Raw genomic sequence first — 22,028 nt, 5'->3', positions numbered from 1 at the left:
GCAAGCAAAAGTGGATACGAGCAGCGGCATGCACGGCTTGCGGCCCCAGGCCGGCCAAGCCACATCCACCACAGGGAAGGGCCGCGATCATGGCCCAGGCCGCACCACCGGCTGGCAACAAAGCGCATCCTGCCGACCCGCAACATCACGGCGCTCCGGATTGCGCCGGGCATGCGCGCCGCTACCATTGCGCATATGTTCAGTTATCGCCACGCCTTCCATGCAGGCAATCACGCCGACGTGCTCAAGCACACGGTGTTGATCGCCACCTTGCAACACCTTCTACACAAAGACACGGCCTTGACCGTACTGGACACACATGCCGGTGCCGGCCTGTACCGGCTGGACGGCGACTATGCTGCAACCAGCGCCGAATCGGCCGACGGCATCGGGCGCCTGGTACCGCCCGCGGCGCCGGCAACGCTGGCCGCGGCCCTGCAAGCCTATGTGGACATGGTGCGCGCCTTCAACCAGGGCCCGGCCACGCGCGTCTACCCCGGATCGCCCTTCATTGCCCAGCGCCTGCTGCGCGAGCAGGACCGGCTCAAGCTGTTCGAGCTGCACCCCTCGGACGCCCGCGCCCTGGCGGGCAACGTGGCCCAGCTGGAAGCCGGCAGGCAAGTGGCGGCGCTGGCCGAGGACGGCTTTGAGGGCATCAAGAAATTTTTACCCCCGCCGGCCCGCCGCGCCCTTGTACTATGCGACCCAAGCTATGAAATAAAGAGCGACTACGGGCGTGTTCTGGATCTGGTGCAGGATGGGCTGAAGCGCTTTGCCACGGGCGTGTACGCCGTTTGGTACCCCATCATCCCGCGGCCCGAGGCGCATGACCTGCCGCGCCGGCTCAAGACCATGGCCAACAAGGCCGGCAAGCCCTGGCTGCACGCCACGCTGACGGTGAAGTCCAGCAAGCTGGCCCCTGCGGCCAGTGGCGAGAACCAGCGCAGGCCTGGCCTGCCGGCCAGCGGCATGTTCCTGATCAATCCGCCCTACACCCTGCAGGCGGCGCTGCGCGAGACCTTGCCGCAGATGGCCGAGCTGCTGGCCCAGGACAGGCATGCGACCTGGACGCTGGAGAGCGGCGGGTCCTAGGCCGGCACCATTCAGCGCCGTTTGCGCCGCGGCTTGGGCACGCCGGCGGCTTTACTCGGCGCGGGCCGTTGCAGCGCCCTGGCGGCTGCCGCCGCGTCCAGCCCCAGGCCGGCGCCCTCGACAGCCGCCGGCTCCTGGCTTTCGGGGCAAACCTCTTCGTCGGCCCCCAGCCGCCACAGCTCCACCGACTTGATGCCCAGCCCCAGCATCCCAAGCTCCTCGGCTGCGGCGCGGCTCAGGTCGATGATGCGCCCGGGCGTGAACGGCCCGCGGTCGTTCACGCGCACGATGACCGTGCGGCCATTGACCAGGCTGCGCACGCACAGGCGCGCGCCAAAGGGCAGGCTGCGGTGCGCGGCCGTGAACTCCTCGCGGTCGTAGCGCTCGCCGCTGGCCGTGCGCCGTCCGTGCAGGCTGTCGGCATACCAGGAGGCCTGGCCGCTGGCCAGCAACACCGGCGCCTCGGGCTCCGGCGCACGCAGGGCGGGGGCACCCGAGCCTTCGCCGGGGCGGCGCTCGGGCCGGATGCGCAGCGCCGGCTGGCGCGCTGCCGGCACCGCCGCGGTGGCGGCAGGCTCAGGCGCGGCGGCAACCGGCGCAACGGGTTCGGGCTCGGGCGCCGACGGCGGCGGCGCGGCGCAGCCTGCCAGCCAGGCCGCAGCGCAGGCGGCCAACCACCCGCGCCAGGGCCGGACGATGGACATGCCGCCAGGCACCGCAGCCACCCTGTCGCCGCTATGCCAAGCTACCACCCCAGGCGCTGGCAGATCGCCAAGGTCGCCGCGCTCTGGTTCATGGTGTAGAAGTGCAGGCCGGGCGCGCCCGCACGCACCAGCTGCTCGCACAAGGCGGCCACCACGTCCAGGCCAAAGGCGCGGATGCTGGCCGCGTCGTCGCCAAAACCTTGCAGGCGCAGGCGGATCCAGCGCGGAATCTCGGCGCCGCAGGCGTCGGAGAAGCGCATCAGCTGGGTGGAGCCGGTGATGGGCATGATGCCCGGCACGATGGGGATGTCGAGCCCGAGGCCGCGCGCCTCATCGACAAAGCGGCTGTAGGCGTCGGCGTTGAAGAAATACTGGGTGATGGCCGAGTCCGCCCCGGCGCGCGCCTTGGCGGCGAAGGCCTGCAGGTCAGCATCCATGGAGCGCGCCTGGGGGTGCATTTCCGGGTAGGCCGCCACTTCGATGTGGAAATCGTCGCCGGTCTCGGCGCGGATGAAGGCCACCAGGTCGCTGGCGTAGTGGAATTCGCCGCCCAGGCCGTAGCCGCTGGGCAGGTCGCCGCGCAGCGCCACCAGGCGCTTGACGCCCATGGCTTTCAACTCGGCCAGCTGCTGGCGCACGCTGGCCCTGGTCGCGCCGATGCAGGAGAAATGCGAGGCAGCATCCACGCCTTCGGCCAGGATCTCGCGCACGGCGGCGAAAGTGCCCTCCTGCGTCGAGCCGCCCGCGCCGTAGGTGACGGAGCAAAACTGCGGTTGTTGCGCATACAGCTGCTGGCGCACGGCGCGCAGCTTCTCGGCCCCCTCGGGCGTCTTGGGCGGGAAGAACTCGAAACTCACCGGCAGGCTCATGCCGCCCTCCTTGCGTGAATGAAAAATTCGCGGTTGCCGTCACCGCCATCGATGGCGCTGCCCCACCAGCCGACCACCTGCAGGCCCAGCCCGGCGCAACAGGCGCGGATGCGCTGCTCGACCTCGGCGTACAGCGACGCATCGCGCACGATGCCGCCCTTGCCCACCTGGCCGGGCTGCAGCTCGAACTGCGGCTTGACCAGCATCAGCAAGTTGCCCCCCGGCGCCAGCAGCGGCGCCAGCGCCGGCAGCACCAGGGTCAGCGAGATGAAGGACAGGTCGCCGGTGATGAAGGGGAAGGACGGCGTCAGATCGTCGTCCTCGCGCCCGGCGCGGCGCTGGCGCACGGTCGCGATCTCGCCCGCAGCCCGCGCGCGGGCCTTGGCCATGCGCTCGGCCTTGAAGGCCTCGATCTCGTGCTCCTTGGCGTCCTGGCTGTCGTCGTAGTCGTCATCGACCATGCCGCCATTGCGCATCCAGGCGTAGGGCGCCTCGGGCGCGGTGTCGTTGTCCTCGGGCTCGGCCTCGATGCGCTCGGACAGCGCCTCCTCGCAGGCTTCGACCAGCGCCTGGGGCGTGAGGTGGCGCGCGTTCAGGCCCTCCACGCCAATCACCCGCGGGTCGACGCGCAGGCGCTCATGCAGCTGGCCCTGGCCCACGTCCACGCCAATCACCTGGGCCGCGCCCTGCTGCAGCAGGCAGTCGGTGAAGCCGCCGGTGCTCTGGCCCACGTCCAGGCAGCGCAGGCCGGCAACCTGCAGGCCGCTGGCGGCCAGGGCGCCTTCCAATTTCAGGCCGCCGCGCGAGAGGTACTTGGCCTCGGCGGCGTCAAGCAGCTGCAGCTCGGCACAGTCGGGAATGTCATCGCCGTTCTTGGCCACCTTGTTCCAGGGCAGCGTCGGCGCCAGGCGCCACTGCACGCCGGCGGCGATCAGGCGCTGGGCCTGGGAGCGGGTGGTGGCATAGCCGCCTTCCACCAGGAATACATCTGCGCGCATGGCGCGGGTCCTTTATGAGTCAAATATGGCTGCAGCGCTTATTGGACAAGCGTTAACAGCTATGATTTTTGCATTTGCTCCTTCCCTCTTTGGGGGAAGGCCGGGATGGAAGCCAGCCATGGTGACGGCGCCAGCCCCCACCCCATCCCTCCCCCCAAGGGGGAGGAAGTAAAGCGGCATCAATAGCGGTAGCTGTCCGGCTTGTACGGGCCGTTCTTGCCTACGCCGATATAGGCCGCCTGGGCGTCGGTCAGCTCGGTGAGCTGGGCACCGACCTTCTTCAGGTGCAGGCGCGCCACCTTTTCGTCCAGGACCTTGGGCAGCACGTAGACCTTGCCGACCTCGTAGGCATCCGGGCGCGTGAACAGCTCGATCTGCGCCAGGGTCTGGTTGGCGAACGAGTTGCTCATGACGAAGCTGGGATGGCCGGTGGCGCAGCCCAGGTTCACCAGGCGGCCCTTGGCCAGCAGGATGATGCGCTTGCCATCGGGGAAGATGACGTGATCGACCTGGGGCTTGATCTCTTCCCACTGGCAGTGCTCTTCCAGCTGCGCGACCTGGATCTCGTTGTCGAAGTGGCCGATGTTGCAGACGATGGCTTCGTTCTTCATGGCCTGCATGTGCGCGAAGGTGATGACATCGCGGTTGCCCGTCGTCGTCACGAAGATGTCGCACTTGTCGGCGGCATATTCCATGGTCACCACGCGGTAGCCTTCCATCGCCGCCTGCAGCGCGTTGATGGGGTCGATCTCGGTCACCCAGACCTGGGCCGAGAGGGCGCGCAGGGCCTGGGCGCTGCCCTTGCCCACGTCGCCATAGCCCGCCACGCAGGCCACCTTGCCGGCGATCATCACGTCGGTGGCGCGCTTGATGCCGTCCACCAGCGACTCGCGGCAGCCGTAAAGGTTGTCGAACTTGGACTTGGTCACCGAGTCGTTGACGTTGATGGCGCGGAACTTGAGCGTACCCTTGGCCGACATCTCGTTCAGGCGGTGCACGCCGGTGGTGGTTTCCTCGGTCACGCCGATGATCTGCGCGCTCTTCCTGCTGTACCAGGTGGCGTCCTCGGCCAGCTTGGCGCGGATGGCGGCGAAGACGATTTTTTCTTCCTCGCTGCCCGGATTCGCCAGCACCGACAGGTCCTTCTCGGCACGCTGGCCCAGGTGCATGAGCATGGTGGCGTCGCCGCCATCGTCCAGGATCATGTTCGGGCCTTCATCGGCCGCACCCTTGGGGCCGAATTCGAAGATGCGGTGCGTGTAGTCCCAGTAGTCTTCCAGCGACTCGCCCTTGATGGCGAACACCGGCACGCCGGTGGCGGCAATCGCGGCGGCCGCGTGGTCCTGGGTGGAGAAGATGTTGCACGAGGCCCAGCGCACGTCGGCGCCCAGCGCTTTCAGCGTCTCGATCAGCACGGCGGTCTGGATGGTCATGTGCAGGCTGCCGGTGATGCGCGCGCCCTTCAGGGGCTGGCGCGCGGCGAACTCCTCGCGCACGGCCATCAGGCCGGGCATCTCGGTCTCGGCGATCTTGATTTCCTTGCGGCCCCAGGCGGCCAGGGTGATGTCGGCGATGGCCGAGTCCAGGGGGGATTTGAGAACTGCGCTCATGGCGGATTCCTTCACGGTCGTTGGGAAACCACGCGCCTGGGGGGATGGGGAACCGTTCACCGCACAGGATTGGCGTGGGTGAGCGTCGTTGCAAGAATGGGTTCCGAGCCTCACGCCCCGCAGGTAGGGGACGCTGCAACGCTCCTCGGAAAACGGCGGATTATACCGACGCCCCCCGCACCAGGCCCGCCGCCGTAAAATCACGCCCAACCGCCGGGGCTGCCGCCCCGCTTCTCTTTATTGCCAGGCGCAGCCGCGCGCCCCGGCACAGTCCCTAGAGCCCACAGTGTCCTACGCCTCCGAAACCCGGCGCCGCCGCACCTTTGCCATCATCTCCCACCCCGACGCCGGCAAGACCACGCTGACGGAAAAGCTGCTGCTGTTCTCGGGCGCGATCCAGATCGCCGGCGCCGTCAAGGGCCGCAAGGCCAGCCGCCACGCCACCTCCGACTGGATGGAGATCGAGAAGCAGCGCGGCATCTCGGTGGCGTCCAGCGTGATGCAGATGAGCTACCGCGAGCATGTCATCAACCTGCTCGACACCCCCGGCCACAAGGACTTCAGCGAGGACACCTACCGCGTGCTCACCGCCGTCGATTCGGCCCTGATGGTCATCGACGCCGCCAACGGCGTGGAGGCGCAGACGCGCCGCCTGATCGAGGTCTGCCGCCAGAGAGACACGCCCATCATCACCTTCGTCAACAAGATGGACCGCGAGGTGCGCGACCCGCTGGACATCCTGGACGAAGTGGAGCGCGAACTGGGCATGCCCTGCTGCCCCATGACCTGGCCCGTGGGCCAGGGCAAGAACTTCGGCGGCATCATCGACCTGCGCACGCAGAGCATGACGGTGTTCCAGGCCGGCAGCGAAAAGCGGCCGGAGGACTTCGAGATCATTCCGCTCTCCGACGTGGAAAAACTGCGCGCGCGCTTCGGCCAGGCCTACGACGACGCCATCGAGAGCATGGAACTGGCCGTGGGCGCCTCCATCGCCTGGGACCACCAGGAGTTCCTGGCCGCGCGCCTCACGCCCGTGTTCTTCGGCTCGGGCGTGAACAACTTCGGCGTCATGGAGGTCTTGAACGCCGTGGTCGACATGTCGCCCCCGCCCGGCCCGCGCATGGCCTTCACCGAGGTGAACCGCCAGCGCGAGGAGCGCACCGTGCGCCCCGAGGACCCCGGCTTCTCCGGCGTGGTCTTCAAGGTGCAGGCGAACATGGACGCCAACCACCGCGACCGCATTGCCTTCGTGCGCGTGGCCTCGGGCAAGTACACACCGGGCATGAAGATGAAGGTGCAGCGCACGGGCAAGGAGCTGCGACCGACCAGCGTCGTCACCTTCATGAGCCAGCGCCGCGAGGCCGTCGACGAGGCCTACGCCGGCGACATCATCGGCTTCACCATCCACGGCGGCGTGCAGCTGGGCGACAGCATCACCGACGGCCCCAGCCTGCAGTTCACCGGCCTGCCCTTCTTCGCGCCCGAGCTGTTCATGACCGTGGTGCTGAAGAACCCGCTGCGCACCAAGCAGCTGCAGCAGGGCCTGATGCAGCTGGGCGAGGAAGGCGCGATCCAGGTCTTCAAGCCCGACGCCGGCGGCAACATGCTGCTGGGCGCCGTGGGCCAGCTGCAGTTCGAGGTGGTGCAGCACCGCCTGAAGACCGAGTACGACTGCGACGTGCGCCTGGAGGGCTGCCAGTACACCGGCGCCCGCTGGATCACCGCCGACACGCCGCAAGAGCTGCGCGAATTCGAGAACGCCTACCCGCTGCGCATGGCGCATGACGCGGCCGACACGCTGGCCTACCTGTGCACCAGCCCGTACGACGTGCGCCTGGCGCAGGAGCGCTTTCCGAAGATCCACTTCCATCCGCTGCGCGAGCATGCGGGGCTGGCGCTGGGTACGAGCTGAGCATGCGGCCGCTCTCGCTCTGGCAGCCGCCGCGCATCGCCGGCCTGCTCACCGATATCGACGACACCCTGACCACCGACGGCGCCATCACGCCCGACGCGCTGGCCGCGCTGGCCGACCTGAAGGCCGCGGGCCTGCATGTCATCCCCATCACCGGGCGGCCCGTGGGCTGGAGCGAGCCGTTTGCGCTCGCCTGGCCGGTGGACGCCATCGTGGCCGAGAACGGGGCCTGCGCCCTGCTGCCCGGTGATTTGCAGAAAATTAGGCTGCAAGGTTCACCAGCAAAGCGCGAGCAGCTATCAAAAATATACCAGCAAGATACGGCCACACGCACCGCGAACTACGCACGCATGCAGCAGGTGCTGGCCGACATCGAGGCGCGCGTGCCCGGCGCGCGGCGCGCCACGGACTCGCCCGGGCGCGAGTGCGACATCGCCATCGATCACAGCGAGTTCACGCAGCTGCCGCAGGCGGCGATCGACGCATGCGTCGCCATCATGCAGGCCGCAGGCATGAACGCCACCGTGAGCAGCATCCACATCAACGGCTGGTTTGGCGCGCACGACAAGCTCGAAGGCGCGCGCTGGATCGTGCGCGCGCTGCTCGGGCGCGACCTGGACGCCGAGATCGACCAATGGGTGTATGTGGGCGACTCCACCAATGACCAGCGCATGTTCGAGCATTTCCCGCACAGCGTGGGCGTGGCCAACATCGCGCGCTTCGTGCCCCAGCTGCAGCATCTGCCGCGCTACGTCACGCGCGGCGAGCGCGGCGCGGGCTTTGCCGAGCTGGCGCGCGCTCTTCTGACAACATCCCGCTGAGCCGCTACGCGGCTTCCCCCTTCTCTCGAATTGCTGCGCAATTCGGGAAGGGGGACGACGCCAGCGCGGCGGGGCGGCCCTTGCGCGGCGTCCCGCGCATGGGGCGCGCCAGTTTCATGGACGTGGGCAACGCAATCTAAATTGCCCTCGGGCCCCAAGGCGCACACAATGGCACGCAGACTCCTGCACGCCAAGCACCGCTGCCATGACCCGACTCATAGACCTGCCCACGCTCGCCGCCCTGGTGCACGACATGGGCCCCGAGCATTTCATCTGCGAGCTGGCCGACGAGATCCACGCCGACTTCCTGCGCTGGAACGCGTTCGACAAGACGGCACGCGCGGCCAGCCACAGCCCGCAAGGCGTGATCGAGCTCATGCCCGTGTCCGACGGGCGGCTCTACAGCTTCAAGTATGTCAACGGCCACCCCGGCAACCCGGCCCGGGGCCTGCCCACGGTGATGGCCTTCGGCGTGCTGGCCGAGGTGGCCACGGGCCTGCCGCTGCTGCTGTCGGAGATGACCCTGGCCACGGCGCTGCGTACCGCCGCCACCTCGGCCCTGGCGGCGCAGGCGCTGGCGCGCACGGGCAGCCGCAGCATGGCGCTGATCGGCAACGGCGCGCAGGCCGAGTTCCAGGCCCTGGCGTTCCATGCGCTGCTGGGCGTCGAGGAGCTGCGCGTGTTCGACATCGCCCCCGCCGCCAGCGACAAGTTGCAGCGCAACCTGGCGCGCACGCCGGGGCTGAAGCTGATACGCGCGGCCTCCGTCGCCGAGGCGGTGCGCGGCGCCGACATCGTGACCACGACCACGGCCGCCAAGCGCCACGCACGCATCATCACGCCGGCCATGCTGGAGCCGGGCATGCACCTGAACGCGGTGGGCGGCGACTGCCCCGGCAAGACCGAGCTGCATCCCGGGGTGCTGCGGCGCGCGCGCATCGTCGTCGAATACGCACCGCAAAGCCGCGTGGAGGGCGAGATCCAGCAACTGGCCGCGGACCACCCGGTGACCGAGCTGTGGCAGGTTCTGGCCGGATTGGCGCCGGGGCGCGAACATGCCGACCAGGTCACCTGCTTCGATTCCGTGGGCTTTGCGCTGGAGGACCACGCCACCTTGCGCCTCATCCACCGGCTGGCACTGGCGCGGGGGCTGGGGGTGGACGTGGCGCTGGCGCCCACGGACGGCGACCCCAGGGATTTGTTCGGGCACACGCGCAGCCGGCTGCGCAGGGTTGTGTAGCCGAAACGGGCGAAAACGCCCGTACAGTAAGCGCATGCAGCTATCAAAAAAGCCAAAGGTGCCGGGAGCACCTTTGGCTTGACGGTCCGATGTGCAAACTCAGTGCTGCAGAATTTTGTTGAGGAAGTCCTTGGTGCGCGGCTGGCGCGCCTCGGGGTGGCCGAAGAAATCGTCCTTGCTGCAGTCCTCCAGGATCTTGCCGCCCACGTCCATGAAGATCACGCGGTCGCTGACCTTCTTGGCGAAGCCCATTTCGTGCGTCACGCACATCATGGTCATGCCCTCATGGGCCAGGCCCATCATCACGTCCAGCACCTCGCCCACCATCTCGGGGTCGAGCGCCGAGGTGGGTTCGTCGAACAGCATCACTATGGGGTCCATGGACAGGGCGCGCGCAATCGCCACGCGCTGCTGCTGGCCGCCCGAGAGCTGGCCGGGGAACTTGTCCTTGTGCGCCATCAGGCCCACGCGGTCAAGCATCTTCAGGCCGCGCACCTTGGCGTCATCGGGGCTGCGCCCCAGCACCTTGATCTGGGCGATGGTCAGGTTCTCGGTCACCGACAGGTGCGGGAACAGCTCGAAGTGCTGGAACACCATGCCCACGCGCGAGCGCAGCTTGGGCAGGTTGGTCTTGGGGTCGTGCACGGCCGTGCCGTCGACCCAGATTTCGCCCTTCTGTATCGGTTCCAGCGCGTTGATGGTCTTGATCAGCGTGGACTTGCCCGAGCCCGAGGGCCCGCAGACCACCACCACCTCGCCCTTCTTGATGCTCGTGGAGCAGTCGCTCAGCACCTGGAAGCTCCCGTACCACTTGGAGACGTTCTTGAGTTCGATCATGTGAAATTCCTTGCAAAAAAACGCCTCAGCGGATGATGGCGATCTTCTGGTGCAGGCGCTTGACGCTCCACGACAGCGCGTAGCAGATGACGAAATAGACCACGGCTGCGGCCATGTAGGCCTCGATCGGACGGCCGTAGTTCTTGCCCGCGATCTCGAAGCCCTTGAGCATGTCGTAGGCGCCGATGGCATAGACCAGCGAGGTGTCCTGGAACAGGATGATGGTCTGCGTCAGCAGCACCGGCAGCATGTTGCGGAACGCCTGGGGCAGGATCACCAGCCGCATGTTCTGGCCATAGGTCATGCCCACGGCCTGGCCGGCAAAGACCTGGCCACGCGGGATGGACTGTATGCCCGCGCGCATGATCTCGCTGAAGTAGGCGGCCTCGAAGGCCACGAAGGTGATGATGGCCGAGATCTCAGCCCCTATGGGCCGCCCGATGATCAGCGGCACCAGCAGGAAGAACCACAGGATCACCATCACCAGCGGAATCGAGCGCATGCCGTTGACGTAGACCGTGGCGGGGGCCATCAGCCAGCGCCGGCCCGACAGGCGCATGAGCGCCAGCAAGGTGCCCAGCAGGATGCCGCCCAGCGTGGCAATCGCCGTGAGGATGACGCTGAAGTACAGGCCCTTGAGGACGAAGTTGGAGAACAGCTCCCAGGTGAAGAAGGACCAGTCGATGTTCAGATTCATCTCAATGCCCTCCCCCGCCCGCGGCGATCATGCCGGGCACGCGCGCGCGCTGCTCGATGAAGGCCATGATGCGGTTGATGGCGAAGGCCGAGACCACATACAGGCCCGTCACCGCCAGGTAGACCTCGATGCCGCGCGAGGTCTCCTCCTGCGCCTGCATGGCGAACATGGTCAGCTCGGCCACCGACACGGCGAAGGCCACCGACGAGTTCTTGAAGATGTTCATGGTCTCGCTGGTCAGCGGCGGGATGATGATGCGAAACGCCATGGGCAGCAGCACATAGCGGTAGTACTGGAAGGTGGTGAAACCCATGGCCATGCCAGCGTAGCGCTGGCCGCGCGGCAACGCCAGGATCCCCGAGCGCAGCTGCTCGGCAATGCGCGCCGAGGTGAAGAAGCCCAGCGCAAACACCACCAGCACGAAGCCCGGCAGCGACTTCATGGCCGGGAAGATGGAGGGGATCACGTGGTACCACAAGAAAATGTGCACCAGCAGCGGAATATTGCGAAAGAACTCCACCCAGGCATTGCCCAGGCGCACGATCCACGGGCTGCCCTCCAGGGTACGCAAGGTACCGATCAGCGAGCCCACGACCAGCGCCACCACCAGCGACAGCAGAGACACCGACACCGTCCAGCCCCAGGCCGATAGCATCCAGTCGAGGTAGGTAATGTCGCCGCCCTTGCCAAAGCAGCTCGCGCCCACCTCTTGGGTAATGGTGTCCTGGCAGAACACCTGCCAATCCCAACTCATAAGAACACCTCTTGATTTTCAAACTCGGACACACGCAACCAGCTCGTGGTGCGCAGCAAAAAAGCCCCTTCCGTCCATCAGGCCAGAAGGGGCCGGACGCCGTGGCGCCGCTTACTTGACTTCGTAGGACTCCATCGGCTTGTCGTTCGGATTCGCCCAGGCTTCCTTGGTGGCCTCGGACAGCGGCAGGCCGACCTTCACGTTGTTGGGCGGAATGGGCTGCATGAACCAGCGGTCGTAGAGCTTGGCCAGGGAGCCGTCCTTGATCTGGCGCACGATGGAGTCGTCCACGGCCTTCTTGAAGGCCGGGTCGTCCTTGCGCAGCATGCAGGCGATGGGCTCGACCGACAGCACCTCGCCGACGACCTTGTAGTCCTGCGGGTTCTTGGACTTGGAGATGTTGGCCGCCAGGATGGAGCCGTCCATGATGAAGGCATCGGCGCGGCCCGTCTCCAGCATCAGGAAGCTGTCGGCATGGTCCTTGCCCATAATCTCCTTGAAGGTCAGGCCCTCGGCGCGCTTGTTCTTGCGCAGCGTCTGCACCGAGGTGGTGCCCGTGGTGGTGACGATGGTCTTGCCGTTCAGGTCCTTGATGCCGGTGATGCCGGACTTGGCGTTCACCGCGATGCGCACCTCCTCCACATAGGTGGTGTAGGCAAAGGCCACGTCCTTCTGGCGCGCGGTATTGTTGGTGGTGGAGCCGCACTCGATGTCCACGGTGCCGTTCACCACCAGCGGAATGCGGTTCTGCGAGGTCACGGGCTGGTACTTGATCTCCATCTTGGCCAGGCCCAGCTGCTTCTGGATGTCGGCCAGGATGCGCTCGCCCATCTCGGTGTGAAAGCCCACGTACTTGCCACTGCCCAGCGTGTAGCCCAGGCCCGAGGACTCGCGCACGCCCAGGGTCACGGCGCCAGACGACTTGATCTTGGCCAGGGTGTCGTTGGCCTGCGCCATGGCGCTACCTGCGGCCAGGACGGTGATCGCGGCGGCCAGCAAATGCTTCTTCATATGAAATCTCCTTGTGGGTGAAACGATGGGAACATGTGTGGACTGGGTTGCAGGCGATGGATACGGCCGATGAGGCGCCACCGATGTGCAACCCTCTCCCCGGTTGGGGAGCAGGCCTCGTATTGTGCGTGCTCCAGAAGCCCCCAGGGCGCTGGATTCCTAGGGTATTTCCAGGACAACCCCGGAGACAAAGGTTCAAATCGGGTTCTGCCCGCCTTGCGCCTGCAGATAGGCCCATAGCGCCTGCGCCAGGCTCTTCGCCGATTCCTTGCGCGAGGGCTTTTCGCGGTAGGCGCGCACTTCCATGACCATCTGCAAATCCTCCACGCCGGGCGGCGCGGCGCTGACCAGCTTGTGTGCGCGCAGTTCTTTCTTCACGGCGCTGTAAGGCAGGAAGGCCACGCCATGGCCTTCCAGCGCCATGGCCTTCAGGCCCTCGGCCATGTCGGTCTCATACACCCGCTCCAGGTGGATGGCGGTACTCGACTGCTTGAGGATGAGCTCCGTCACCCGGCCCAGGTAGGCGCCCGGCGCATAGCCCAGGTAGGGCAGGGGCTCGCCTGCGCGCCCGGGCAGGCAAAACAGCGGCTGGCCATCGGGGCCGGCCTTGGCATAGGGCGCCAGCACCTCCTGGCCCAGGGTCACCATGTCATAGCGTTCGGGGTCCAGCTGCAAGGGCTGGGACGGGTGGTGGTAGGAGATCAGCAGGTCGCAGCCGCCCTCCACCAGGCGCATCACCGCGTCGTGCACGTTCAGGGCGATCAGGCGGCTCTTGAGCGGCCCGAAATCCGCGCGCACGGCCGACACCCAGGCCGGAAAGAAGGTGAACGCCAGCGTATGCGGGACGGCGAACTCGATCATGTCGGAGCTGCTGCTGGAATGCCCGCGCAGCATGGCGCGGGTGTTCTGCAGCGCCTGCAGCACCTCCAGGGCCTGGTCATACAGCGTGGTGCCGGCGGGCGTGAGCCGCGTGGGGTAGGAGCTGCGGTCCACCAGGTCGGTACCCGCCCAGGCCTCCAGCGCCTGGATGCGGCGCGAGAACGCCGGCTGCGTCACGTGGCGCAACTGGGCCGAACGGCTGAAGCTGCGCGTCTCGGCCAGGCTGACGAAATCTTCGAGCCATTTGGTTTCCATGGCGCGGCATTATCCGCCCGTGCGGCCCCGGCCTGCGCGAAAGACATAGTTTCCATAGCAGCGCGCATAATCGCGCGACCCGTTCCTGGCCGGTATCCGTGCCTGGGTGAAGGCAGTTGCCACATCTGCCGGTCCGTTTCGTCTCAGCCCCCATCTGCCCATGGATTCCACGCCCTCCGGCACACCCACGCCACCCGCCTCCCCCACCGGGGAGCCGCGCTCCCTGCGCATCGAAGACTGGCTCACCGTCAGCGCCATGGCGCTGCTGGCATTGATCACCTTTGCCAATGTGCTGGTGCGCTACTTCACCAGCTCCTCCTTCGCCTGGACGGAGGAAATTTCCATCTTCCTGATGATCGTGCTGGCCCTGGTGGGCGGCTCCTCGGCGGTGGCGCGCGACCAGCACATCCGCATCGAATTTTTCTGCCAGAGCGGCTCGGCCGCGCGCCGCAGGCGCCTGGCCCAGCTGGGCGCGGCCTGCGTGGCGCTGCTGTTTGGCCTGATCGCGTGCTTGAGCGTGCGCGTGGTCTGGGATGACTGGCGCTTCGAGGAAACCTCGCCCGGCATCGGCGTGCCGCAGTGGTGGTATTCGATCTGGCTGCCGGTGTGCGCGACCCTGATTGCCGCGCGCGCCATCGGCCTGCTGCGCCGGCGCACGCGCCAGAGCGATGCGCAGTACCTGCAGGACAGTGCGCCGGCGCAGGAGGAGCAGCCATGATCGCCACGCTGCTGTTCGCAGCCTTCCTGACACTGATGCTGCTGGGCGTGCCCATAGGCGCGGCCCTGGGCCTGGCGGGGGCGGCGGCGATTGCGCTGGCCAATGCCGAGACGCAGTGGTTCGGCCTGCTGGCCGTGCCGCAGAACTTCTACGCCGGGCTGGGCAAGTACCCGCTGCTGGCCATCCCGATGTTCGTGCTCGTGGGCTCCATCTTCGACCGCTCCGGCGTGGCGCTGCGCCTGGTGAACTTTGCCGTCGCCATCGTCGGGCGCGGCCCGGGCATGCTGCCGCTGGTGGCCATCAGCGTGGCCATGTTCATGGGCGGCATCTCCGGCTCGGGCCCGGCCACGGCCGCCGCCGTGGGCGCGGTGATGATCGCCGCCATGGCGCGCGCGGGCTACCCCGGTGCGTTTTCCGCCAGCGTGGTGGCGGCCGCCGCAGCCACCGACATCCTGATACCGCCCTCGGTGGCCTTCATCGTGTACTCGGTGCTGGTGCCGGGCGCATCGGTGCCGGCGCTGTTCGCCGCCGGCATGTTCCCCGGCATCCTGGCGGGGCTGGCGCTCATCATCCCCTCCGTGTGGCTGGCGCGGCGCCACAAGATGGGCCAGCTGGAGGCCGACCTGCCGCGCCCGCCGTTCTGGCGCAGCCTGCGCGAGGCCGCCTGGGGCCTGGCCGCGCCGGTGGTGATCCTGGGCGGCATGCGCATGGGCTGGTTCACACCCACCGAGGCCGCCGTGGTGGCCGTGTTCTACGGCCTGTTCGTGGGCATGGCGGTGCACCGCACGATTGGCGTGCGCGACCTGTTTTCCATCCTGCGCGAGGCGGGCGAGTTGTCGGCGGTGATCCTGATCGTGGTGTCGCTGGCAGGCATCTTTGCGTTCTCGCTGTCCACCCTGGGCGTGATCGACCCGGTGACACGCTTCATCGTCGAATCCGGCATGGGCGAGACCGGCGTCATGGCCGCGCTCATCGTGCTGCTGCTCATCATGGGCATGTTCCTTGATGGCATCTCCATCATGCTCATCTTCGTGCCGCTGGTGCTGCCGCTGGTGCAGCATTTCCAGTGGGACGTGGTGTGGTTCGGCACCGTGCTGGTGCTCACCATCGCCATCGGCCAGTTCACCCCGCCCATGGCCGTGAACCTGATGGTGGCCTCGAAAATCGCCCAGGTGCGCATGGAAGCCACCACGCGCTGGGTGCTGTGGCTGGTGCTGGCCATGTGCCTGGCCATGCTGGCCGTGGTGGCCTGGCCGCAGATCGCGCTCTGGCTGCCCGCCAAGCTGGGGTATTGATTTTTTCCCAAGGAGACTTTGACGATGAAACTGCGTACCTTTCTGACCACCGCCGTCGCCGCCGCCGCTGCGCTGGCTTTTTCCGCGCCCGCGCTGGCGCAGGCCAACTACAAGAGCGAATACCGCATGTCGCTGGTGCTGGGCCCGGCCTTCCCCTGGGGCAAGGGCGGCGAGCTGTGGGCCGCCAAGGTCAAGGAAAAGACCCAGGGCCGCATCAACATCAAGCTCTACCCCGGCGTGTCGCTGATCCAGGGCGACCAGACGCGTGAATTCAGCGCGCTGCGCCAGGGCGTGATCGACATGGCCATCGGCTCGACCATCAACTGGTCGCCCCAGGTCAAGCAGCTGAACCTGTTCTCGCTGCCCTTCCTGCTGCCCGACTACGCCGCCGTGGATGCCGTGACCCAGGGAGCAGTGGGCCAGAGCCTCTTCAAGACGCTGGAGAAAGCCGGCGTGGTGCCGCTCGCCTGGGGCGAGAACGGCTACCGCGAGATCAGCAACAGCAAGCACGCCATCAAGAGCCCGGCGGACCTGAAGGGCCTGAAGATCCGCGTCGTCGGCTCGCCGCTGTTCCTCGACACCTTCACCGCCCTGGGCGCCAACCCCACGCAGATGAGCTGGGCCGACGCCCAGCCCGCCTTCGCCAGCGGCGCCGTGGACGGGCAGGAAAACCCGCTGACCATCTTCACCGCCGCCAAGCTGCACAACGTGGCGCAGAAGTACCTGACGATGTGGGGCTACATGAACGACCCGCTGGTCTTCGTGGTGAACAAGGACGTGTGGAACAGCTGGACGCCTGCCGACCGCGAGGCCGTGCGCCAGGCCGCCATCGAGGCCGGCAAGGAAGAAATCGCCATCGCGCGCAAGGGCGTGGTCGAGGCCGACAAGCCGCTCCTGAAGCAGATCGAGGGCCTGGGCGTGACCGTGACGCAGCTCACCCCCGCCGAGCGCGAGGCCTTCGTGAAGGCCACGCGCCCGGTGTACGACAAGTGGAAGGGCCAGATCGGCGCCGACCTGGTGGGCGCGGCAGAGAAGGCGATTGCGGGGCGCAAGCAGTAGCCAGCAAGCAAGCCAATAGATCAGAAAATAGTAGCTGCCGGCGCTTTCACATCAAGGGCTAGCAGCTATTTTTCTTTAAATCTATCGGGGAAATTCAGCCTGCACGGTTTCCGCAAGAAATTGGACAAAGGCCTTGACCTGCGGTGATGAATGGATACCTGGCGGGGTGATGGCATACAGCGTGCTGCCGGGCGTGGGCTCGATCTGGTAGTCGGCCAGCACCTGCACCAGCTCTCCCTGGGCCAAATCGCGGGACGCGACATAGACCGGCAGCAGGCACACGCCCAGTCCGTCGCGGGCCAGCTGGCCCAGCAGGCCGTAATCAGGGCAGGCCACCCGCGAGCGCAGCACCACGCGGTGCAGGGCCGACTCTTTGCGCAACTGCAGCTCCATCCGGGCACGCATGCCCAGCCAGGCCAGCTGCGCCAGATCCTCGGGCAACTGGGGCGTTCCGTGCTCGGCCAGATAGGTCGGGCTGGCGCAAAAAATCCATTGCGTATGCCCCAGCACGCGGGCCACATGCTGCGGTGACGGCTCGTTGGTGAAGTGAATCGCCACGTCGATACGCTCTTCGATCAAGTCCAGCGCACCCGATTTCAAGGTGATCTGCAAGGACACCGCCGGGTAGCGGCGGCAAAAAGCCTCGAACAGGGGCACCAGGTACTGCCTGCCAATCGCTGGCGGACAGCTGACATGCAGCGCCCCGCGCACCACGCCGCCGTGCGACAGCAGCAGGCTCTTGGCCTGCTCTACCTCGGCGCGCACGGCCAGGCACTGCTCGTAGAACGCAGCGCCCAGGTCGGTCAGCACCATCTTGCGGGTGGTGCGGCGCAGCAGCTGCACGCCCGCGGTGTGCTCCAGCTCCTTGATGCGGCGGCTGACGTTGGAGCGGTCCATGCCCAGGCGCCGCGCGGCCGTGGCAAAACTGCCTGCTTCCACGACCTCGGCAAAAAATAAATAGGGCGACTGTTCCACCGGCAAGACCTCCGGTGGGCGAGCATAAGGCCTGCGCCCTCCCCTGTCCGGCGCGACGGTGGACAACACGGGCGCGCTCAACCGGCGCAAATGCGGGCGCGGGCCAGGTCGTATTCGGCGCGCAGCCGGGCCACGATCTCGCGCACTTCGGGCAGGTCGTGGATCTGGCCCACGCCCTGGCCTGCGCCCCAGATGTCCTTCCAGGCCTTGGCCTTGGATCGGCCATTGGCAAAGCTCATGTTCGCCTTGTCGCCCACCGGCAGATTTTCCGGGTCCAGGCCCACGCGTTCGATGCTTTCGCGCAGGTAGTTGCCGTGCACGCCCGAGAACCAGTTGCTGTAGATGATGTCCGACGCGCCCGCCTTCACGATGGCCTGCTTGTAGTCCTCACTGGCATTGGCTTCCTTGCTGGCAATAAAGCGCGTGCCCATGTAGGCAAAGTCCGCGCCCATGGCGCGTGCGGCCAGCACGGCAGCGCCGGTGGCCATGGCACCGGACAGGGCCAGGGGCCCGTCAAAAATGCGCCGCACCTCGCCCACCAGCGCAAACGGCGACTGGGTGCCCGCATGGCCGCCCGCACCCGCCGCCACGACGATCAGGCCGTCCACCCCCGCCTCCAGCGCCTTGTGGGCGTGGCGCACATTGACCACGTCATGAAAGATCACGCCGCCGTAGCCGTGCACGGCATCTACGACTTCGCGCGCAGGCGCGCGCAGCGAGGTGATGATGACCGGCACCTGGTGCTGTATGCAGGTTTCCACGTCCTGCATCAGGCGCCCGTTGGAGCTGTGCGCAATCTGGTTGACCGCAATCGGCCCCACCGGCTGGCCAGGGTGGGCCGCCCGGTAGGCGTCCAGGTCGGCCTTCATCTGGTGCAACCACTCGCCCAGCAGCTCGGGCTGGCGGGCGTTGAGCGCCGGGAACGAGCCCACGATGCCAGCCTTGCACTGCGCCAGCACCAGCTCGGGGTAACTGACGGTGAACATCGGCGAGGCGATGATGGGCAGCGCCAGGTTTTGCAGCGCGGCGGGGATTCGGGACGTAATGGCGTTCATGCTCGCTCGCTTAGAAGGTCAGGAAACGAAGAGAGGGCAGATAGGACTCAGTCCAGCGTCACGCCCGAGGCCTTGACCCGCTCGGCCTGCAGCTTGCTGTTGCTGATCAGGTAGTTCTTGAACTCCACCGGCGTCGATGCCACGGGCACGTAGCTGAAGGCATCGATGTTTTTCTGGCGGAAGTCCGGCGTGGCGATGATGGCCTTGGCGCTGGCCGCCACCTTGTCCACCACCGCCGCGGGGGTGCCCTTGGGCGCCAGCAGGCCGATGCTGAAGATGGCGTGAATGTCCTTGACACCCGCCTCCTTGAAGGTGGGCACCTGGGGCAAGGCCGCGCTGCGGGTTTCGGACGACACTGCCAGAGGCTTGAGCACACCGGTCTTCACATGCTGCTCGATCACCGACACGGCCAGCACTGCGGCATCCACCTGGCCGGCAATCACGTCGGGAATCAGGTTGGCCGCGCCCCGGTAGGGCACATGGGTCATGGAGATGCCCTCCTGCTTTTCAAAGGTCACCATGGGCAGGTGGGCAATGCCGCCCGCGCCAGACGAGCCATAGCTCAGCGGCTTGCCCTGGGCCTTGGCCTTGCGGGCCAGCTCGACAAACTCGGGCACGGTGTTGGCCGGTGCGTTCTTGTGCGTGAACAGCATCAGCGGCAGGCTGATCAGCTGGCTGATGGGCACGAAGTCAGCCTCCACGTTGTAGGGCAGCTTCTTGTAGAGATGCGGGCTCATGGTGAGCGAGGCCTCGGTGCCAGCAAACAGGGTGTAGCCGTCGGGTGCGCTCTTGGCGACCTGGTCGGCGCCAATGATTTCGTTGGCGCCCGGCTTGTTGAGCACCACCACCGGCTGCTTCCAGGTGTCCGACAGCTGCTGGCCCAGCGCGCGAATGAAGTTGTCCACCGGCCCGCCTGCGGAATACGGCACCACGATGGTCACGGGCTTGCTGGGGTAGGCCTGGGCCTGGGTCGCCGCCGTCGCGGTGCACAGGGCCAGGGTCACGGCGGCAAGGTTGGAAAGCTGTTGTTTCATGTTGTCTCCTGAGGATGGAAAAGGGCATTGGGTAAAGCTAAGAGATCAAGCGGGTTGCGCGGGCAGGCGCTTGAGGATGAGTAAATCACTGCTGCCTTCTTGCACCACCTGGCCGTGCTGATCCACCAGTTGCAAATGCCGGTCCAGGCGGCCCACGCGGGGACTGCTGCCCGGATGAAGCTCGGTCACGGTGAGTTGCAGGCGCAGGGTTTGTCCAATCAGGATGGGTGCCTTGAAAACCCATTCCTTGAGCGAGAGCATGGCCACCGCCGTGCCGTCAAAAATTCCCATCTGGTGCATGAAACCCGTCAGCAAGGCCACGCCAAAGGCGCCGTGGACGATGCGCTGGCCAAAGCGGGTGCCGGCGGCAAACTCGGCGTCGGCATGGATGGGGTTCCAGTCGCCCGAGATCATGTTGAACAGGGTGAGGTCGGCTTCGGTCACTGTGCGGCCCGAGCTGGTGAAATGCTCGCCGACGGTGAAGTCTTCAAAGTAACGCGGGGTCATGCGGCCTCCTGGGGCTCGTTGGCTTCGGCAGCCAAGCGTTGCTGCGCCATCTGGCGCAATTGCGCACGGGAAATCTTGTTGCCGTTGGCGCCCTGGGTCAGAGGAAAGGCAGAGAGCATCCACACCCGCTGCGGCACCTTGTAGCTAGCAATGGACTGGCGCAGCGGGGCCAGCAGGGCCGCCGTGTCGGGCCCCGCGCCCGCCTCAGGGACGATGAAGGCCACGGGGCGGTCCTGGCCCTGGATGGGCACCGCCACCACCTGCGCCTCTCGCACGCCAGGGTCGCGCTGCAAAAGCTCTTCAATTTCCGCCGGGTTGACCAGGTTGCCGCCCAGGCGCACGGCATCGCCCAGGCGGGTCTCGAACACCAGGCTGCCATCGGGGCGCAGGTGGCCCAGGTCGCCGGTCTGGAAATAGCCTTCACACATGGCCTCTGCCGTGGCCTCCGGGTTGCGGAAGTAGCCCTGGAACAGGCTGGGCGCCTGAATCTCAATCTGCCCCGACTGCCCTGCCGGCAACAACTGGCCCGTGGCTTCGTCGCGGATGCGGATATGCGCCTGGCCCCCGGCCACCGGCACGCCGCCGCCCTCCAACCGCTGCGCCAGCGGCGCGTCGCCAGCCTGGGCCGAGAAAACGGCCAGCACCTCGCTGGAGCCGTACAGGCCATGCAGCGGAATGCCGCGCGCACAGCAGGCCTGGGCAATTTCGGTGAAGTTCGACGTGAAGGCGCCAAAGCCAAAGAAGCGCAGCGACGGAAAAGGCTGCGCCGCCTGCGAGCTGTCCGCCAGGCGGCGCACCATCTCGTCGCTGCCAAAACAATGTGTCACCGCATGGCGCACCAGCAAGGCGGCGGCCTCTTCGGCTTCAAACAAGGCTGGCAAAATCACTGGCGCGCCCGCGGCGAACGCAGCCAGGGTGCTGTTCAACCCAAAGGCGCCGCACAGCGGCAGCAGGGTCAGCAGGCAGGCACCGGGCGCATCCAGGCGGTAGGCAGTGGCACAGCGCAAGGCATGGTCCACCAGGGTGCGCTGCGGGTGCATGACCAGCTTGGGCGCCTTGGTGGTGCCCGAGGTGGAGAACAGCACCACCGTGGCTTCGGGGTTTGATTCGTCCGGCCCGGCATCGGGCGTGCATTGCTGCCAGTCCAACGCAACCAGCGGCCAGAGCAGCCCGGCGGCAAGATCCGCCACGCCAGCAGGCGCGGCGCTGCCGCTGCCCAGCACGGCCACTTGCTGCAAATCGGGCACTTGCGCGGGGTCCAGGCCTGCCAGGATGGCGAGAAAGTCCAGCCGCTGGTGGGGCTGCTGCGTCACCAGCACACGGGCGCCGCTGGTGCGCAGAATGTGGGCCACCTCTTCCCGGCGATAGCGGGTGTTGACAGCCGCCACCGTGGCGCCGATGCGCCCCGCCGCGATCAGCAGCGCCAGCCATTCGACCCGGTTCACCAGCCACACGGCCACCCGGTCGCCCGGCCCAATACCCGCCGAACGCAACCAGGCTGTCATGCACTGCACCTGCTGCGCCAGCGCCGCCACCGTGGTGACGCCCTCGCCATGCACAAAGGCCGGCGCCTGCGGGTCGACCGCCAGGCGGGCCTGCAGCAGCGCAGAAAAACGTAAATCAGACACAGTCTGCTCTCCTCCAGGGACTAACGGGCTTTGGTGAGCAACCTCGCCAGCGTGCTTTCTGGTGCACGGCGAGCATCG

21 protein-coding genes and 1 riboswitch are annotated in these 22,028 nt (G+C 66.9%); of the genes, 7 read left to right on the top strand and 14 right to left on the bottom strand.

Features of this window, described 5'->3' with window-relative positions; translation table 11 throughout:
- Window positions 1-195: 195 nt before the first annotated feature.
- Window positions 196-1,092, top strand: a complete 897-nt coding sequence (locus P7644_RS03565) for a 23S rRNA (adenine(2030)-N(6))-methyltransferase RlmJ (protein ID WP_404301632.1) — start codon at window positions 196-198, stop codon at window positions 1,090-1,092.
- A gap of 11 nt (window positions 1,093-1,103) precedes the next feature.
- Here P7644_RS03565 and P7644_RS03560 read toward each other — a convergent pair whose 3' ends face one another.
- The 4 genes from P7644_RS03560 to ahcY form a co-directional block, all read right to left on the bottom strand.
- A complete protein-coding gene (locus tag P7644_RS03560; protein WP_404301631.1) occupies window positions 1,104-1,796 on the bottom strand; it encodes a septal ring lytic transglycosylase RlpA family protein in 693 nt (230 codons plus the stop codon).
- Between the two features lie 41 nt (window positions 1,797-1,837).
- Window positions 1,838-2,665 (bottom strand): methylenetetrahydrofolate reductase [NAD(P)H], encoded by an 828-nt coding sequence (gene metF, locus P7644_RS03555; RefSeq protein WP_404301629.1) that lies wholly within the window; start codon window positions 2,663-2,665, stop codon window positions 1,838-1,840.
- Window positions 2,662-3,663, bottom strand: a complete 1,002-nt coding sequence (locus P7644_RS03550) for a TlyA family RNA methyltransferase (RefSeq protein WP_404301628.1) — start codon at window positions 3,661-3,663, stop codon at window positions 2,662-2,664. The genes metF and P7644_RS03550 overlap by 4 nt, the downstream gene beginning before the upstream one ends.
- Before the next feature lie 179 nt (window positions 3,664-3,842).
- Window positions 3,843-5,273 carry an adenosylhomocysteinase gene (gene ahcY, locus P7644_RS03545; RefSeq protein ID WP_404301627.1) on the bottom strand — a complete coding sequence of 477 codons (1,431 nt, stop codon included), beginning with the start codon at window positions 5,271-5,273 and terminating at the stop codon, window positions 3,843-3,845.
- Between the two features lie 73 nt (window positions 5,274-5,346).
- Window positions 5,347-5,426, bottom strand: a riboswitch (S-adenosyl-L-homocysteine riboswitch).
- A 133-nt stretch (window positions 5,427-5,559) separates the two neighbouring features.
- On the opposite strand from ahcY, the gene P7644_RS03540 reads away from it, so the two are divergent.
- From P7644_RS03540 to P7644_RS03530, 3 genes are all read left to right on the top strand, one after another.
- Window positions 5,560-7,185: a peptide chain release factor 3 gene (locus P7644_RS03540; protein ID WP_404301626.1), complete on the top strand. Its 1,626-nt coding sequence runs from the start codon at window positions 5,560-5,562 to the stop codon at window positions 7,183-7,185.
- 2 nt (window positions 7,186-7,187) lie between these two features.
- Entirely contained in the window at window positions 7,188-8,006 is an 819-nt protein-coding gene (locus P7644_RS03535) for an HAD-IIB family hydrolase (protein ID WP_404301625.1), read from the top strand.
- Between the two features lie 205 nt (window positions 8,007-8,211).
- Window positions 8,212-9,246 carry an ornithine cyclodeaminase gene (locus P7644_RS03530; protein ID WP_404301624.1) on the top strand — a complete coding sequence of 345 codons (1,035 nt, stop codon included), beginning with the start codon at window positions 8,212-8,214 and terminating at the stop codon, window positions 9,244-9,246.
- 99 nt (window positions 9,247-9,345) lie between these two features.
- On the opposite strand, the gene P7644_RS03525 is transcribed toward P7644_RS03530, so the two are convergent.
- The 5 genes from P7644_RS03525 to P7644_RS03505 all read right to left on the bottom strand — a co-directional run bounded on the left by P7644_RS03525 (window position 9,346) and on the right by P7644_RS03505 (window position 13,679).
- Window positions 9,346-10,083: an amino acid ABC transporter ATP-binding protein gene (locus tag P7644_RS03525; protein ID WP_404301623.1), complete on the bottom strand. Its 738-nt coding sequence runs from the start codon at window positions 10,081-10,083 to the stop codon at window positions 9,346-9,348.
- Window positions 10,084-10,108: 25 nt separating this feature from the next.
- Window positions 10,109-10,780, bottom strand: a complete 672-nt coding sequence (locus P7644_RS03520) for an amino acid ABC transporter permease (RefSeq protein ID WP_404301622.1) — start codon at window positions 10,778-10,780, stop codon at window positions 10,109-10,111.
- Between the two features lies 1 nt (window position 10,781).
- Window positions 10,782-11,534 (bottom strand): amino acid ABC transporter permease, encoded by a 753-nt coding sequence (locus P7644_RS03515; protein ID WP_404301621.1) that lies wholly within the window; start codon window positions 11,532-11,534, stop codon window positions 10,782-10,784.
- A gap of 111 nt (window positions 11,535-11,645) precedes the next feature.
- Window positions 11,646-12,545, bottom strand: a complete 900-nt coding sequence (locus P7644_RS03510; RefSeq protein WP_404301620.1) for a transporter substrate-binding domain-containing protein — start codon at window positions 12,543-12,545, stop codon at window positions 11,646-11,648.
- Window positions 12,546-12,740: 195 nt separating this feature from the next.
- On the bottom strand, window positions 12,741-13,679 hold the full coding sequence (locus tag P7644_RS03505) for a LysR family transcriptional regulator (protein ID WP_404301619.1): 939 nt from the start codon (window positions 13,677-13,679) through the stop codon (window positions 12,741-12,743).
- 160 nt (window positions 13,680-13,839) lie between these two features.
- On the opposite strand from P7644_RS03505, the gene P7644_RS03500 reads away from it, so the two are divergent.
- Genes P7644_RS03500 through P7644_RS03490 form a run of 3 tightly spaced genes read left to right on the top strand, consistent with a single transcriptional unit; the run spans window position 13,840 to window position 16,751 of the window.
- On the top strand, window positions 13,840-14,397 hold the full coding sequence (locus tag P7644_RS03500) for a TRAP transporter small permease (protein WP_404301618.1): 558 nt from the start codon (window positions 13,840-13,842) through the stop codon (window positions 14,395-14,397).
- Entirely contained in the window at window positions 14,394-15,692 is a 1,299-nt protein-coding gene (locus tag P7644_RS03495; RefSeq protein ID WP_404301617.1) for a TRAP transporter large permease, read from the top strand. Before P7644_RS03500 ends, P7644_RS03495 begins: the two co-directional genes overlap by 4 nt.
- Window positions 15,693-15,716: 24 nt before the next feature.
- Window positions 15,717-16,751 (top strand): DctP family TRAP transporter solute-binding subunit, encoded by a 1,035-nt coding sequence (locus P7644_RS03490; RefSeq protein WP_404301616.1) that lies wholly within the window; start codon window positions 15,717-15,719, stop codon window positions 16,749-16,751.
- An 81-nt stretch (window positions 16,752-16,832) separates the two neighbouring features.
- On the opposite strand, the gene P7644_RS03485 is transcribed toward P7644_RS03490, so the two are convergent.
- The 5 genes from P7644_RS03485 to P7644_RS03465 form a co-directional block, all read right to left on the bottom strand.
- The gene (locus P7644_RS03485; protein ID WP_404301615.1) at window positions 16,833-17,726 is read right to left on the bottom strand and encodes a LysR family transcriptional regulator; all 894 of its coding nucleotides are present in this window, start codon (window positions 17,724-17,726) and stop codon (window positions 16,833-16,835) included.
- A gap of 77 nt (window positions 17,727-17,803) precedes the next feature.
- Window positions 17,804-18,781, bottom strand: a complete 978-nt coding sequence (locus P7644_RS03480) for an NAD(P)H-dependent flavin oxidoreductase (protein WP_404301614.1) — start codon at window positions 18,779-18,781, stop codon at window positions 17,804-17,806.
- Between the two features lie 47 nt (window positions 18,782-18,828).
- A complete protein-coding gene (locus P7644_RS03475) occupies window positions 18,829-19,815 on the bottom strand; it encodes a Bug family tripartite tricarboxylate transporter substrate binding protein (protein WP_404301613.1) in 987 nt (328 codons plus the stop codon).
- A 45-nt stretch (window positions 19,816-19,860) separates the two neighbouring features.
- Window positions 19,861-20,322: a MaoC/PaaZ C-terminal domain-containing protein gene (locus P7644_RS03470; protein WP_404301612.1), complete on the bottom strand. Its 462-nt coding sequence runs from the start codon at window positions 20,320-20,322 to the stop codon at window positions 19,861-19,863.
- Window positions 20,319-21,950: an AMP-binding protein gene (locus tag P7644_RS03465; protein WP_404301611.1), complete on the bottom strand. Its 1,632-nt coding sequence runs from the start codon at window positions 21,948-21,950 to the stop codon at window positions 20,319-20,321. The genes P7644_RS03470 and P7644_RS03465 overlap by 4 nt, the downstream gene beginning before the upstream one ends.
- Window positions 21,951-22,028: the final 78 nt, after the last annotated feature.

The sequence above is a fragment of the Alicycliphilus denitrificans genome (genome assembly GCF_044792555.1).
In the GTDB taxonomy this organism is placed as follows: domain Bacteria; phylum Pseudomonadota; class Gammaproteobacteria; order Burkholderiales; family Burkholderiaceae_C; genus Alicycliphilus; species Alicycliphilus denitrificans_A.
This window is presented reverse-complemented; position numbering and strand designations above follow the sequence as displayed.

Excerpts from the sequence above, each read along its gene's own strand:
- P7644_RS03565 (WP_404301632.1), top strand. The coding sequence starts at position 196 with ATGTTCAGTTATCGCCACGCCTTCCATGCAGGCAATCACGCCGACGTG.
- P7644_RS03560 (WP_404301631.1), bottom strand. The coding sequence starts at position 1,796 with ATGTCCATCGTCCGGCCCTGGCGCGGGTGGTTGGCCGCCTGCGCTGCG.
- metF (WP_404301629.1), bottom strand. The coding sequence starts at position 2,665 with ATGAGCCTGCCGGTGAGTTTCGAGTTCTTCCCGCCCAAGACGCCCGAG.
- P7644_RS03550 (WP_404301628.1), bottom strand. The coding sequence starts at position 3,663 with ATGCGCGCAGATGTATTCCTGGTGGAAGGCGGCTATGCCACCACCCGC.
- ahcY (WP_404301627.1), bottom strand. The coding sequence starts at position 5,273 with ATGAGCGCAGTTCTCAAATCCCCCCTGGACTCGGCCATCGCCGACATC.
- P7644_RS03535 (WP_404301625.1), top strand. The coding sequence starts at position 7,188 with ATGCGGCCGCTCTCGCTCTGGCAGCCGCCGCGCATCGCCGGCCTGCTC.
- P7644_RS03530 (WP_404301624.1), top strand. The coding sequence starts at position 8,212 with ATGACCCGACTCATAGACCTGCCCACGCTCGCCGCCCTGGTGCACGAC.
- P7644_RS03525 (WP_404301623.1), bottom strand. The coding sequence starts at position 10,083 with ATGATCGAACTCAAGAACGTCTCCAAGTGGTACGGGAGCTTCCAGGTG.
- P7644_RS03520 (WP_404301622.1), bottom strand. The coding sequence starts at position 10,780 with ATGAATCTGAACATCGACTGGTCCTTCTTCACCTGGGAGCTGTTCTCC.
- P7644_RS03515 (WP_404301621.1), bottom strand. The coding sequence starts at position 11,534 with ATGAGTTGGGATTGGCAGGTGTTCTGCCAGGACACCATTACCCAAGAG.
- P7644_RS03510 (WP_404301620.1), bottom strand. The coding sequence starts at position 12,545 with ATGAAGAAGCATTTGCTGGCCGCCGCGATCACCGTCCTGGCCGCAGGT.
- P7644_RS03505 (WP_404301619.1), bottom strand. The coding sequence starts at position 13,679 with ATGGAAACCAAATGGCTCGAAGATTTCGTCAGCCTGGCCGAGACGCGC.
- P7644_RS03500 (WP_404301618.1), top strand. The coding sequence starts at position 13,840 with ATGGATTCCACGCCCTCCGGCACACCCACGCCACCCGCCTCCCCCACC.
- P7644_RS03495 (WP_404301617.1), top strand. The coding sequence starts at position 14,394 with ATGATCGCCACGCTGCTGTTCGCAGCCTTCCTGACACTGATGCTGCTG.
- P7644_RS03490 (WP_404301616.1), top strand. The coding sequence starts at position 15,717 with ATGAAACTGCGTACCTTTCTGACCACCGCCGTCGCCGCCGCCGCTGCG.
- P7644_RS03480 (WP_404301614.1), bottom strand. The coding sequence starts at position 18,781 with ATGAACGCCATTACGTCCCGAATCCCCGCCGCGCTGCAAAACCTGGCG.
- P7644_RS03475 (WP_404301613.1), bottom strand. The coding sequence starts at position 19,815 with ATGAAACAACAGCTTTCCAACCTTGCCGCCGTGACCCTGGCCCTGTGC.
- P7644_RS03470 (WP_404301612.1), bottom strand. The coding sequence starts at position 20,322 with ATGACCCCGCGTTACTTTGAAGACTTCACCGTCGGCGAGCATTTCACC.